This is a genomic window from Mesorhizobium sp. M0048, from assembly GCF_040323405.1.
Classification (GTDB): Bacteria; Pseudomonadota; Alphaproteobacteria; order Rhizobiales; family Rhizobiaceae; genus Mesorhizobium.
This window is the reverse complement of the sequence record NZ_JAMYUV010000042.1, coordinates 40,657-52,205: the sequence shown is the minus strand read 5'-3', so window position 1 is coordinate 52,205 and position 11,549 is coordinate 40,657. Positions and strand designations below refer to the sequence as shown.

12 protein-coding genes are annotated in these 11,549 nt (G+C 60.3%); 3 read left to right on the top strand and 9 right to left on the bottom strand.

Annotated features, from left to right (window positions below):
* Nucleotides 1-271 precede the first annotated feature (271 nt).
* Nucleotides 272-1,084, top strand: a complete 813-nt coding sequence (locus NKJ84_RS25725; RefSeq protein WP_254818341.1) for a DUF2189 domain-containing protein — start codon at nt 272-274, stop codon at nt 1,082-1,084.
* A gap of 65 nt (nt 1,085-1,149) precedes the next feature.
* Here NKJ84_RS25725 and NKJ84_RS25720 read toward each other — a convergent pair whose 3' ends face one another.
* The 9 genes from NKJ84_RS25720 to NKJ84_RS25680 all read right to left on the bottom strand — a co-directional run bounded on the left by NKJ84_RS25720 (nt 1,150) and on the right by NKJ84_RS25680 (nt 8,839).
* On the bottom strand, nt 1,150-1,623 hold the full coding sequence (locus NKJ84_RS25720; protein WP_254818342.1) for an aminoacyl-tRNA deacylase: 474 nt from the start codon (nt 1,621-1,623) through the stop codon (nt 1,150-1,152).
* A 138-nt stretch (nt 1,624-1,761) separates the two neighbouring features.
* Complete coding sequence (locus NKJ84_RS25715) at nt 1,762-2,166, bottom strand: cytochrome C oxidase subunit IV family protein (protein WP_352508765.1); 405 nt, start codon at nt 2,164-2,166, stop codon at nt 1,762-1,764.
* Between the two features lie 10 nt (nt 2,167-2,176).
* The gene (locus NKJ84_RS25710; RefSeq protein WP_254818344.1) at nt 2,177-2,899 is read right to left on the bottom strand and encodes a heme-copper oxidase subunit III family protein; all 723 of its coding nucleotides are present in this window, start codon (nt 2,897-2,899) and stop codon (nt 2,177-2,179) included.
* Between the two features lie 13 nt (nt 2,900-2,912).
* Nucleotides 2,913-3,617 carry a cytochrome c oxidase subunit 3 gene (locus NKJ84_RS25705; protein WP_352508764.1) on the bottom strand — a complete coding sequence of 235 codons (705 nt, stop codon included), beginning with the start codon at nt 3,615-3,617 and terminating at the stop codon, nt 2,913-2,915.
* Entirely contained in the window at nt 3,614-5,383 is a 1,770-nt protein-coding gene (ctaD, locus tag NKJ84_RS25700) for a cytochrome c oxidase subunit I (RefSeq protein WP_352508763.1), read from the bottom strand. Before ctaD ends, NKJ84_RS25705 begins: the two co-directional genes overlap by 4 nt.
* Nucleotides 5,384-5,474: 91 nt before the next feature.
* Nucleotides 5,475-6,290: a cytochrome c oxidase subunit II gene (gene coxB / locus NKJ84_RS25695; RefSeq protein WP_254818347.1), complete on the bottom strand. Its 816-nt coding sequence runs from the start codon at nt 6,288-6,290 to the stop codon at nt 5,475-5,477.
* A 268-nt stretch (nt 6,291-6,558) separates the two neighbouring features.
* Nucleotides 6,559-7,905 (bottom strand): PQQ-dependent sugar dehydrogenase, encoded by a 1,347-nt coding sequence (locus NKJ84_RS25690; protein ID WP_352508762.1) that lies wholly within the window; start codon nt 7,903-7,905, stop codon nt 6,559-6,561.
* Entirely contained in the window at nt 7,905-8,354 is a 450-nt protein-coding gene (locus NKJ84_RS25685; protein WP_352508761.1) for a DUF2231 domain-containing protein, read from the bottom strand. Before NKJ84_RS25685 ends, NKJ84_RS25690 begins: the two co-directional genes overlap by 1 nt.
* Nucleotides 8,355-8,482: 128 nt before the next feature.
* Nucleotides 8,483-8,839 (bottom strand): SPW repeat protein, encoded by a 357-nt coding sequence (locus tag NKJ84_RS25680; protein WP_254818350.1) that lies wholly within the window; start codon nt 8,837-8,839, stop codon nt 8,483-8,485.
* Nucleotides 8,840-9,333: 494 nt separating this feature from the next.
* On the opposite strand from NKJ84_RS25680, the gene NKJ84_RS25675 reads away from it, so the two are divergent.
* Together NKJ84_RS25675 and NKJ84_RS25670 are read left to right on the top strand one after the other, a co-directional pair.
* Nucleotides 9,334-10,428: a glycosyltransferase family 4 protein gene (locus NKJ84_RS25675; protein ID WP_352508760.1), complete on the top strand. Its 1,095-nt coding sequence runs from the start codon at nt 9,334-9,336 to the stop codon at nt 10,426-10,428.
* A 328-nt stretch (nt 10,429-10,756) separates the two neighbouring features.
* Nucleotides 10,757-11,530 (top strand): class I SAM-dependent methyltransferase, encoded by a 774-nt coding sequence (locus NKJ84_RS25670; protein WP_352508759.1) that lies wholly within the window; start codon nt 10,757-10,759, stop codon nt 11,528-11,530.
* Nucleotides 11,531-11,549: the final 19 nt, after the last annotated feature.

Genomic DNA, 11,549 nt, shown 5'->3' with positions numbered 1-11,549 from the left:
TGCTCCGGCGTCAACATCAGCAAATCACTCAAGGCGGCACCTCCTGCCACCTTGAATCACCCAACAGAGATCAACTCAACAAATTAATGGGTCCTGACCCTAGTCGGGCTACCCGGGACCTCCTACTCCCGGGTCTTCCTACAAAGCGCGACAAGTCCCCCGCATGAGAGTATATTGATCATGGTGCAGGTCGCGGTTTGCGTGGGCCAATCATGCAGAACGGCAGCACCGTAAAACGCGACCTTACCGGACCTGGTCTGGAGGAATGGTCATGGCAAGCTTTCACGTGATAGCAGGCGCCAGCGAGACGCTGGAACATACGAGAATTCGAAAAATCGGCGTCTCCGATCTTTTTGATGCGCTCAGGCGTGGCGTCGATGATTTCATGGTCAAGCCGTCGCACATCGTATTTCTCTGCCTGATCTATCCGATTGCCGGAGTCGTGCTTGCTGTCTGGACATCAGGCAACAACACGCTGCCGTTGCTGTTTCCGCTTGTGTCCGGCTTTGCGCTGATTGGTCCGTTCGCGGCGATCGGCCTTTATGAGATCAGCCGGCGGCGGGAAGCCGGGCTCGACGCCTCATGGAGACACGCCTTTGAGGTCAGGAGTTCTCCAGCGCTGCCGGCTATTGCAGCGGTCGGCGTCATGCTGCTTGCCATCTTCATCGCCTGGCTTTTGACGGCCCAGATATTTTACCAGACCCTGTTCGGCCCGGCGCCGCCGCAATCGCTGTCCAGCTTCATCAGTGAAATATTCGCCACGGGACGCGGCTGGACGCTCATCATCCTGGGTCACGCCATCGGCTTCGTGTTCGCCGCGGTTGTGTTGTGCACCACGGTCGTCGCATTCCCGTTGTTGCTCGACCGCGATGTCGGCGCCTACGAAGCCATCCACACCTCGGTGCGCGTTGTCCTGGCCAACCCGATCGTGATGGCGGTGTGGGGCCTTATTGTCGCCGTCGCCCTGATCATCGGATCGCTGCCAGTGTTCGCCGGGTTGGCAGTCGTGCTGCCGATCCTTGGCCATGCCACCTGGCATGTTTACCGGAAAGTTGTGGAATCGCCGCCGGCGACCAGACCGTGAGCTGAAAAAATGCACTCTGCCCGCACCGGCGAAAGTGCCGGTGCGGGCAGGGTGAGGCAGAGCTTTCAATAGGCGGGGTGGCTGAAACGGGCCTGGCGCGCGTCCTTTGTCAGGTCGCGGAAATCTTTGCCGCTCACATGCACAAGCGTCTTGTGGTCGCCGCCCTCGAAATAGATTTCGGGAGCGTCGCCGAGGCTTTCATCGAGAACCACCGGCACATCATAGGCAGCGCCGATCGGCGGCACAGCGCCGACGTCGCAATCGCCGAATAACGAGACCACCTCGTCTTCGGACGCCAGCCCAAGAGGCTTCTCCATGACATCCTGCAATGTCGCGAGTTCTATCCTGTGCGTGCTTGGAACCACGGCGAGCGCGTAGCCACGGTCGTGGTGAACGACCACCGATTTGGCCATTATGCTGCCGGGCACATGTGCCGCAATGGCGGATTGTCTGCTTGTCGCGGTGCGGTGATGCTCGACGGTGTCGTAGGAAATTCCTTTCCTATCGATGAAGTCCTTCAATCTGTTTGCGATGGTCATCTTGGGCGCCCCTTGCTGGTGTTCGCGACGCATGTGGAAACGCCGGCATCGCCTGTCGTCTCCAGTACCAACAGAAATGGACCAGCCGTGGATTGTTTCAAGGCTCCAGGACCGGACCGCGTGGATCCGGATTGCATGTCAGGGCCCGGCCCCGAAAAACGCCATTCGGGTGAGAAGCGTGTAGTCCGCTTCGAAGACCATCATCGTCACGAACACCAGCACCAGCACCGGCGGCAGGATGATCGCATATGTCAGCGCCAGCCGTTCCCAGGCCATGTGCATGAAGATGGCGACGATCAGTCCGGCCTTGAGCATCATGAAGATCAGGATCAGCGACCATCTGGGATAGCCATGGAGACCGAAATAGTCGACCAGATAGGAGCAGGTGCTGAGGATGAACAGCCACGCCCACACCACCAGATAGAGCTTGATCGGGTGCTCCTGATGAACCTCCGCCGGGGTAACGCCGGTCGTCGTCGCATCATGCCTATGGGCGCTGTCCAGTGCGTGTTGTCCCAGGCCGTTTGCGGTTGCTTCAGCCATGTCCTGCCTCTCACCAAAGATAGAAAAATGCGAAAATGAACACCCAGACCAGGTCGACGAAATGCCAGTAGAGCCCCATGATTTCGACGTTCTCGTAGCGCCCCCTCCGGCTGGTGAAGAAGCCGGGCCGTCCGACATCGAAATCCCCGCGCCAGACCTTTCGCGCCACGATGATCAGGAAGATCACCCCGATCGTCACATGCGTGCCGTGAAAGCCGGTAATCATAAAAAAGGATGCGCCGAACTGTGCAGCGCCCCAGGGATTGCCCCAAGGCCGCACGCCCTCGGTGATCAGCTTGGTCCATTCGAAGGCCTGCATGCCGACGAAGGTCGCGCCGAGTGCTGCGGTCAAGAGCATCAGGACTGCCGTCTTGCGGCGGTCGCGGCGGTAGCCGAAATTGACCGCCATGGCCATCGTTCCGCTGCTAGAGATCAGCACGAAGGTCATGATGGCGATAAGGATCAGTGGAATGTCGGAGCCGCCGATGCGCAGGGCGAAAACCTCGCTCGGATTGGGCCACGGCACGCGTGTTGAGATACGCGCGGTCATGTAGGAGAGCAGGAAGCAGCCGAAGATGAACGTGTCGCTGAGCAGGAAGATCCACATCATGGCCTTGCCCCAGGACACGTTTTTGAACGCCCGCTGATCCGAGGACCAGTCGGCGGCGATGCCTTGCCAGCCTGCGGGTCGCGGCTCTGTTCGGCCGATGTGGGCCAGTGTCGTCTCTGCCATCCGCCCGTTCCTCCTAGGTCAGCAACCCTCGGCAAATGTCGATTAAAGTCGAAGCCCAGCCGGCCAGAAGCGCAAAGATGGCGAGCCAGACGAAAAGCAGGAAATGCCAGTACATCGCGCACAGCTCGACACTGAGGCGAAGCCGCTGCGGCTGCGCTCCGTTCCAGGCGCCGACGCTCGTTCTGCCCAGCCCGACCAGTCCTCCCAGTATATGCAGGCCGTGCATTCCCGTTAGCAGGTAGAAGAAGCTGTTGGCCGGATTGGATGCCAGAAAATAGCCGTCCGCACTCAGTTCCCGCCATGCCACAAGCTGTCCAATCAGGAAGACGAGCGCCGTGAGTCCAGCTGTGGCGAGGCCGAGCCTGACCATGTCCACTTGACCCTTGCGCGCCGCGAGCGAAGCGCACTGTATCGCAATGCTGCTCAAGACCAGTACGCCGGTGTTAAGCCAGAGCAGGGGCGGGATGGGCAGAGGCCGCCAATCCGACAGCGCCATGCGCATGAAGTAAGCACTGGTGAACAGCGCGAACAGGCAGCCGACGACGGCAAGGAAGACGCCGAGACCGATCTTTGCGGTCGGCAGCGCCGATCGGTCCAGAGCGACAAAATCCCCGGCCATGCTTTGCTCGAGCCACGGCTTCGTCATTAGCCGCTGATGGGAAAGCCACCACCCAGCAATACCGGCGATCACGAGCAGGAAGACCAGGATTACGCTCATGCCGGCTCCCTGGAGGGCGCGAAGGAGCCCGGAACGTTTTGTGGTATGAAGTCCTCCTTGGCTCCCGGTACGCTGTAGTCATAGGCCCAGCGATAGACGATCGGCAGATCCTTGCCGAAATTGCCGTGGGCGGGCGGTGTTTGCGGCGTCTGCCACTCGAGCGTCGTTGCCCGCCACGGATTGCCGCCAGCCTCACGGCCATGGCGGATGCTCCAGATGAGATTGAACAGAAACACAATCTGGGCAAAACCGACCATAAAAGCCATGATGCTGATAAACGAGTTCAGGTGGTGGGCCGATTCCGTCATGATCGTCATGTCGGTCAATTCGTTGTAGCGCCGCGGCACGCCCATCAAGCCGAGATAGTGCATGGGAAAGAAAATCAGATAGGCGCCGAGGAAGGTGATCCAGAAGTGGAACCGGCCCAGTGTCTCGTTCAGCATCCGGCCGGTGACCTTTGGGTACCAGTGGTAGATCGCCCCGAAAATCACGAGGATCGGCGCGACCCCCATGACCATATGGAAATGGGCAACGACGAACATGGTGTCCGACAGCGGAACGTCGACAACGACATTGCCGAGAAACAAGCCGGTCAACCCGCCATTGACGAAGGTGACGATGAAGGCGAGGGCGAAAAGCATTGGAATGGTGAGGTGGATATCGCCGCGCCACAGCGTCAGCACCCAATTGTAGACCTTGATGGCGGTCGGAACGGCGATGATCAGTGTCGTGGTGGCGAAGAAGAAGCCGAAATAGGGATGCATGCCGCTGACATACATATGGTGCGCCCAGACTACGAAGCTCAACGCGCCGATGCCGACGATGGCCCAGACCATCATGCGGTAGCCGAATATGTTCTTGCGCGCATGGGTGCTGATCAGGTCGGACACGATGCCGAAGGCCGGAAGCGCAACGATGTAGACCTCCGGGTGGCCGAAGAACCAGAACAGATGCTGGAACAGGATCGGGCTGCCGCCGCCGTGCTGCAACTGTTCGCCCATCTCAACGATCGCCGGCATGAAGAAGCTGGTGCCGAGCGCCCGGTCGAGAAGCATCATCACGCAGGCGACGAACAGCGCCGGGAAGGCGAGCAGCGCCATGACGGTGGCGGTGAAAATACCCCAGACAGTGAGCGGAAGGCGCATCAGCGTCATGCCGCGCGTGCGGCCCTGTAGCACCGTCACGACATAGTTCAGGCCGCCCATGGTAAAGCCGATGATGAACAGGATCAGCGAGACGAGCATCAGGATGATGCCCCAGTCCTGGCCGCCGGGCGTACCGGTCATGATCGCCTGCGGCGGATAGAGCGTCCAGCCGGCACCCGTCGGTCCGCCGGGCGCGAAAAAGCTCGACACCAGAACCAGCACGGCCAGCAGATAGATCCAGTAGCTCAGCATGTTGACATAGGGAAAGACCATGTCGCGAGCGCCAACCATCAGCGGGATCAGATAGTTGCCGAAGCCGCCCAGGAAGAGTGCGGTGAGCAGGTAGATCACCATGATCATGCCGTGCACGGTGATGAACTGGTAGTAGGCTTCCGGGGTGATGAAGTCGAATGTGCCGGGGAAGCCGAGTTGCAGCCGCATCAGCCAGGAAAGCACCAGCGCGACCATGCCGATCGCTGTCGCCGTCGCCGAATACTGGATGGCAATGACCTTGGCGTCCTGCGAGAAAACGTATTTCGTCCACCAGCTGTGCGGATGGTAGAGTTCCATTTCTGCGACTTCGGCCGGCGGTACCGCATCTGCAGGTGTGATATCGACCATAGGAACACCTCCGTGCCCTCTTCGGCCAGCCCGACAGTTCGGGCTTGCCGCACTATTTTCAATCCCGACGGCGCACCGTCGTTTCGGTTTCCTACTCTGCCGAGCCCATCTGTTGGGGCGCGGACAGCTGCGCAAAAGTCTGCTGCTGGCCAAGCCACGCCAGATAGTCTTCCTGCGTATCGACCATGACCACGCCATGCATCATCGGATGTCCCTGGCCGCAGAGTTCGGCACACAGGACCTGGAAGGTTCCGGTCTTGGTCGGAGTGAACCAGAAATAGGTGACCGAGCCCGGGATCATGTCCATCTTGGCGCGGAATTCCGGCACGTAGAAATCGTGCAGCACATCGATCGAGCGGAGCAGCATCTTGACCGGTTTGCCAACCGGGAGGTGCAGGTCGGCCGCTTCCACTACGACATCGTCCTGGCCGTTGGCATCGGTGGCGATGACGCCGAGTGGATTTTCAGCGTTGACGTCGCGAGTGTCGGATGTGCCGAGCTTGCCGTCCTTGCCGGGCAGGCGGAAACTCCATTGCCACTGCTGGCCGACGACTTCGACCTCTGTTGCGTCGCTTGGAACGTTAACGAACCGGCTCCAGACGAACAGGCCAGGAACGAGCAATGCCGTGACGCCAACCGCGGTGACGACCGTCAGCCAGGATTCGAGCCGCCTGTTCTCAGGTTCATATGCCGCCTGATTGCCTTCCCGATGACGGAAGCGGAAGACGCAATAGGCCATGAAAAGAACCACGGCGGCGAAGACGACGCCGGTGATCCAGAAAGTTATGATGATGGTGTTGTCGATATAGTCCCAGTTCGAGGCAATCGGCGTCCACCACCATGGGCTCAGGAAGTGGAACAACACCGAGCCCACGACTATCAGAACGAGTACAAGCGCAACGGCCATGTCCCGGTTCCTCCCGGTATTCCAAGCGGCGCAAGCCGTCCCGGGAAATACCAAGTGCATCATAACTTGATTTGCGATGAAAATTCTAGAGCCGGCTGTGGGAAGGGCAAAAATACCATTTCGCGGCGCTGGCGGTCCTTCGGTCGGCGGTGACAGCGGCAGGCAAGGGCGAGCACACCGAATGCGCCTGGCAGAACCACGGAACGGCGATCGTCGGGGATCCCTTCCACCTGCTCGACCGACAGCTCGACGAAGGGAGCGGGCCACTTTATTGGCCGGCAGATGTCATCCGCCAAACTGTGTTGCCGACATCGTCGGCTATGAGCAGGGCCCCGGTTTTGTCGACAGCCAGGCCGACAGGCCGGCCGCGCGCCTTGTTGTCCTTGTCCAGGAAGTCGGTCACCACGTCGGTAGCGACGCCGCTAGGATGGCCGCCGCTGAATGGTACGAACACCACCTTGTAGCCATTGAAGCGCGTGCGGTTCCAGCTGCCGTGTTCGCCAACGAAAGCGCCGCCGCGATATGCCTCGGGGAGGCTGTTTGCCGTATAGAAGGCCAGTCCCAGAGGGGCGACGTGGGAACTCAGCGCATAATCCGGAACGATCGCTTTCGCGACCAGGTCCGGACGCTGGGGCATGACGCGGGGATCGAGATGCTGGCCATAATAGCTGTAGGGCCATCCGTAGAAGCCGCCATCCTTTACCGAGGTCAGATAATCCGGCACGAGATTGGGGCCGAGCTCGTCGCGCTCATTGATCACGGCCCAGAGCGCCCCGGTCTGCGGCTCCCAGCTCAGGCCGTTTGGATTGCGCAAACCGCTGGCGAAAATGCGCGACTGGCCGGTGGCCCTGTCCACCTGCCAGATGGCGGCGCGGTTCTTCTCGGCCTCGATGCCGTTTTCGGCGACGTTGCTGTTCGAGCCGATGCCGACATAGAGCAGCGAGCCGTCGGGGCTTGCCACCAGGCTCTTCGTCCAATGGTGGTCGATCGGGCCGCCGGGCAGGGCGGTTAGCGGCGTTCCGGGCGCGGTGATCTTGGTTTCACCGGTGTTGTAGGGATAGCGGACGATGGAATCGGTATTGGCGACGTAGAGATCGCTTCCCACCAGCGCCACGCCGAAGGGGGAGCTCAGGTGGTCGAGGAAGACGCTGGTCAGCTCCGGCTTGCCATCGCCGTCGGCGTCGCGCAGCAGCGTAACGCGGTTGCTCGGGCCGCTGTCGCCGCCCGAGGTGACCCAGGACTCGATCCAGCCCATCACCAAATCCTTGGGCCGTTTGATCGGTTCGCCGCCCGGCGCCTTGGACTCGACCACCAGGACATCGCCATTGGGCAGCACATAAAGCGACCGCGGATGCTGCAAGCCGTTGGCAAAGGCCTGGATCTGGAGCCCCTGCGCGACGGTCGGCTTTTCGTCGTTCTTCCACCCGACCACGGAAGCGAGATGCATGGGCGGGAAGAAATATTGGATCGGCTCGGGCAGGTTTGGATTCGGCCCTATCTGACTGCTGGGATCCGGGTCGTTGCCACTGCACGCTGCAAGAGCGATCGCCGCAGTGCAAGTAAAGATGGACGCCGCGATGCGCCCGGCTTGTCTGATGGAGCTTTCTACGCGCATCAATCCGCCACTCCGACGTGATGCCGGTAAACCATGGACCAGCCCAGCCAACCGGTGAAGATGAGGATGAGCACGACAACCGCCGAGAGGATCAAGCCGGTAGGAACGATGGAGGTCCATGCATCGCGGGTGTGCACGAGCATGTTGATGATGGACAACGCCAGCGCCAGCAGATTGCCTAGCACGTGCGGCAAGGCGGGGGGCTGTGCTCTTACCAGCGGATTGGCCAGGAAATCGATCAGCCCCGCGATCGCTGCAAGGCAGCCCATGATCACGCCGACGGTAACCAGCCAAGCGGAGAAGTCAGCCCACATCATCTCCGCTGTTCGCCAGTAGGCCAGATCCGTCAGCAGGGTGCCGACGAAGCAGGCGATCGGAAACGGCACCAGCATCGGATGAATAGGATGTCCTGCAATCCTGGCCGTCGAACGCGGATTGTCACCGACCATGATGCGCCATCCTTCTTGGTTCTCGTCCAGACAACCGCCTACCCGGCCTCCGGCGGCTGTTGCCGAGAGGCCGGCAGACGACCGATCGATCTGTCAGGCCCAAAAAGGGCGCTGGCTGGCTGCGCGTGCTAGGCGGCCGACTGGGTCGGCGGGTTCTGATACATCATCCAGAGCTCGATCGCCGCAAGCACGGCGACCAGAATGCCGATCACGACATGCACGGTCATCGCCGTTGTCGCTTGGAATCCAAGCACCCAGGGCGATACGAGAACCCACAGTCCGACGACCAGGTTCACCCACTCTTCCCACACGGCAAATGCTGCGAGGGCGGCAACCGACAGCACGACGATCAAGATTCCGCTGCCGAGGGCGTTCTGCGTCTGCGGGCCTGCCGCAAACGTGAAGATCCAGGGAGAGAAGAACAGAATTGCCCCAAGGATCAGGTTGGCTACGTCACAGAGCCTGGCGTTTGTCCACTGGTTCATGGCATCCTCCATGGGGAGCGTTTATGGCTCCCGAGTTCGGCAAGGTGGTGCCTGAGTTCGGCGAGATGCGCCCGAAGCCGCTCACTCCGTGTCACGGTAGTGCCCTGCCCAGCTGGAATTCCGCATCTGGCGGTACTCCAGCCAAATCCGGCTATCTAACTGAATTCCGGGCTTTATGTTCCATTCGGCACCGGCACGCCTGGATCACTTGGTGGTGATCGAGCGATCCACAGCTGCCTGTCAGGGGGCGGCGGGGCGGCGGCGCGTAGCTCATTCTGTCTTTTTATCGAGCCGGTGAAACATTTCTTATGGATCGCAGTTCTTGGATCCAGAGGAGTTGAATAAGGGCAACCTGCTTGCACGGGAGGAGCACGGAAGGCACAACTATAAATACGCTCTGCATAGAATACTTCGCAACGAGAAGCTCTCGCTTGTCTTGGTTGCCGCCGAAGCTTGTTTGAAAGACGGCGGTCGCCGCCGAAAAGATTTTCTAAATGAAAATAGCCCAGATCGCGCCACTAACCGAATCCGTGCCGCCCCGAACCTACGGTGGAACGGAGCGAATTGTTTCGTATCTGACCGAAGAACTTGTCCGACAGGGCCACGAGGTGACGTTGTTCGCCAGCGCCGATTCTCGTACCTCAGCCGAGCTGGTGCCGTGTTGCGACGTCGCGCTGCGCCTGAATCCCAGGGTCCAGGACGGTGGTCCGCACCACGTCATGATGCTTGAACGGGTGCGCCGGCGAGCCGATGAATTCGACGTTTTGCATTTCCACGTCGATGTTCTGCACTTCCCCATCATTCGGGATTTTGCCAGACGAACGGTTACCACGCTTCACGGCAGGCTCGACCTGCCCGATCTGGCGCAACTTTATGCTATGTTCGACGATGTTCCCCTGGTCTCGATCTCCTTCGACCAGCGCCGGCCCGTGCCGCCAGTCAATTGGATTGGAACCGTGCATCATGGCCTGCCACGCGATCTTCTGCCATTCCACCCGAACACCTCTGGCTATCTTGCGTTTCTCGGTCGCATCTCGCCGGAAAAGGGGCCGGAAGCGGCCATAGAAATAGCAGTGCGGGCGGGGTTTCCCCTGAAGATCGCCGCCAAGATCGACAAGGTGGACCAGTCGTTCTGGAAGGAAAGGGTCGAGCCGCAAGTGCTGCGGCATTCGAACGTGGAGTTCATTGGCGAAATCGATGAGCGGCAAAAGGCGGATTTTCTGGGCAATGCGAAAGCGCTTTTGTTCCCGATCGACTGGCCGGAACCCTTCGGGCTCGTGACGATCGAAGCAATGGCCTGCGGTACGCCGGTGATTGCGTTCCGGCGTGGCGCCGTCCCGGAGATCATCGATGACGGTGTGTCCGGATGGATCGTGGATACGGTGGAGGAAGCTGTGGGCGCGCTCCGGCGCATAGACTGCCTCGATCGCGCACGAGTGCGGCAGACGTTCGAGAAGCGGTTCACGGTCGAGCGCATGTGCAGCGATTATGTGGCACTCTACCGAGCACTCACGAACGGCACGGCGGGCGCAGGTGCCCCCACAAACGAACTCTCCCGAAATGTCGCGATGGTGGCTGTGCCGGGCTGAGGAACCGACAATCCACATGCAGACCACGAGGATGGCGTCAGGTGCGCCTGCAGGGTCTTATTGCCAAGCGCGGCGACTGCGCCAGAAGCCTTTGATCTGCGGCAAGCGTTCCAGAAGCTATGGTGTCCGCGAATGGTGGCAAACTGCCGCCCGGTCCGGATTGACGCGCGATACTTTCGCTGCAAAGGTAGTTTAACGACTTGTTTACCATGCGTCAGTCAGGGGTGGGGGGAATTTGGAACGGTTTTTGGGTGCGAACCGCCTTAATTGGGATGATCGGGCCGAACTGCACTCGACCGACACAACGGGCAGCTACCACATCGAGAATGTGCTGGCCGGCGGATCCAATCTCTACGAGCTGGAAACGCGCGAGGTCGGCGATATTGCCGGCAAGGATATCGTCCACCTGCAGTGTCACATCGGCCTCGACACGATCAGCCTGAAGAATCTCGGCGCAGGCAGTGTGACGGGGCTCGACTTTTCACCGGCGGCGATCGCGGCGGCGCGGGATTTTGCTGCGAAGGCAGGCACCGACGTGCGCTTCGTGGAAGCGCCACTGTTCGAAGCGGTGGAAGCGCTCGGTCGGACCTTTGACATCGCTTACGTTACATGGGGCTCGGTAAACTGGCTGGACGACGTTTTCCGTTGGGCGCGGGTGGTTGCCGACCTCCTGAGACCCGGCGGCCGTCTCTACATGGCCGAGGGCCATCCATTGATGTTTCAGTGCGATCGAAAGGCCGCGGCCCTGGAATTGAAGCACGACTGGCGAACGCCGATAGCTCGACCGCTCGCCTGGAACGAGGAACTGACCTACACCGGCGATGACCGCATCTTGAAGCATCCTCGCTATTATGAATGGATCCACCCGATCAGTGACGTGGTGAATGCGCTGATTTCAGCTGGTCTGACGCTCGATTTTCTCAATGAGCATGACACTGTTTCGTGGCAGCACTTTTCATTTGCCGTGCGGGCCGGCAAGGATATGTACGGCCTGCCAGAGAACTCTCCCAAGATACCGATGGCCTATTCCATTGGCGCGACGAAGCGCAGCATCGGCAAGATACCATACCTTGTGTCTCCCAAGGCGATCGAGGGGCACTAGTCCAGGTCGACGCTCCTGA

Bases quoted from the DNA above. Each gene is read 5' to 3' on its own strand.
- NKJ84_RS25720 (WP_254818342.1), bottom strand. From the start codon at position 1,623: ATGACCATCGCAAACAGATTGAAGGACTTCATCGATAGGAAAGGAATT.
- NKJ84_RS25680 (WP_254818350.1), bottom strand. From the start codon at position 8,839: ATGAACCAGTGGACAAACGCCAGGCTCTGTGACGTAGCCAACCTGATC.
- coxB (WP_254818347.1), bottom strand. From the start codon at position 6,290: ATGGCCGTTGCGCTTGTACTCGTTCTGATAGTCGTGGGCTCGGTGTTG.
- NKJ84_RS25710 (WP_254818344.1), bottom strand. From the start codon at position 2,899: ATGGCAGAGACGACACTGGCCCACATCGGCCGAACAGAGCCGCGACCC.
- NKJ84_RS25675 (WP_352508760.1), top strand. From the start codon at position 9,334: ATGAAAATAGCCCAGATCGCGCCACTAACCGAATCCGTGCCGCCCCGA.
- ctaD (WP_352508763.1), bottom strand. From the start codon at position 5,383: ATGGTCGATATCACACCTGCAGATGCGGTACCGCCGGCCGAAGTCGCA.
- NKJ84_RS25690 (WP_352508762.1), bottom strand. From the start codon at position 7,905: ATGCGCGTAGAAAGCTCCATCAGACAAGCCGGGCGCATCGCGGCGTCC.
- NKJ84_RS25715 (WP_352508765.1), bottom strand. From the start codon at position 2,166: ATGGCTGAAGCAACCGCAAACGGCCTGGGACAACACGCACTGGACAGC.
- NKJ84_RS25685 (WP_352508761.1), bottom strand. From the start codon at position 8,354: ATGGTCGGTGACAATCCGCGTTCGACGGCCAGGATTGCAGGACATCCT.
- NKJ84_RS25705 (WP_352508764.1), bottom strand. From the start codon at position 3,617: ATGAGCGTAATCCTGGTCTTCCTGCTCGTGATCGCCGGTATTGCTGGG.
- NKJ84_RS25725 (WP_254818341.1), top strand. From the start codon at position 272: ATGGCAAGCTTTCACGTGATAGCAGGCGCCAGCGAGACGCTGGAACAT.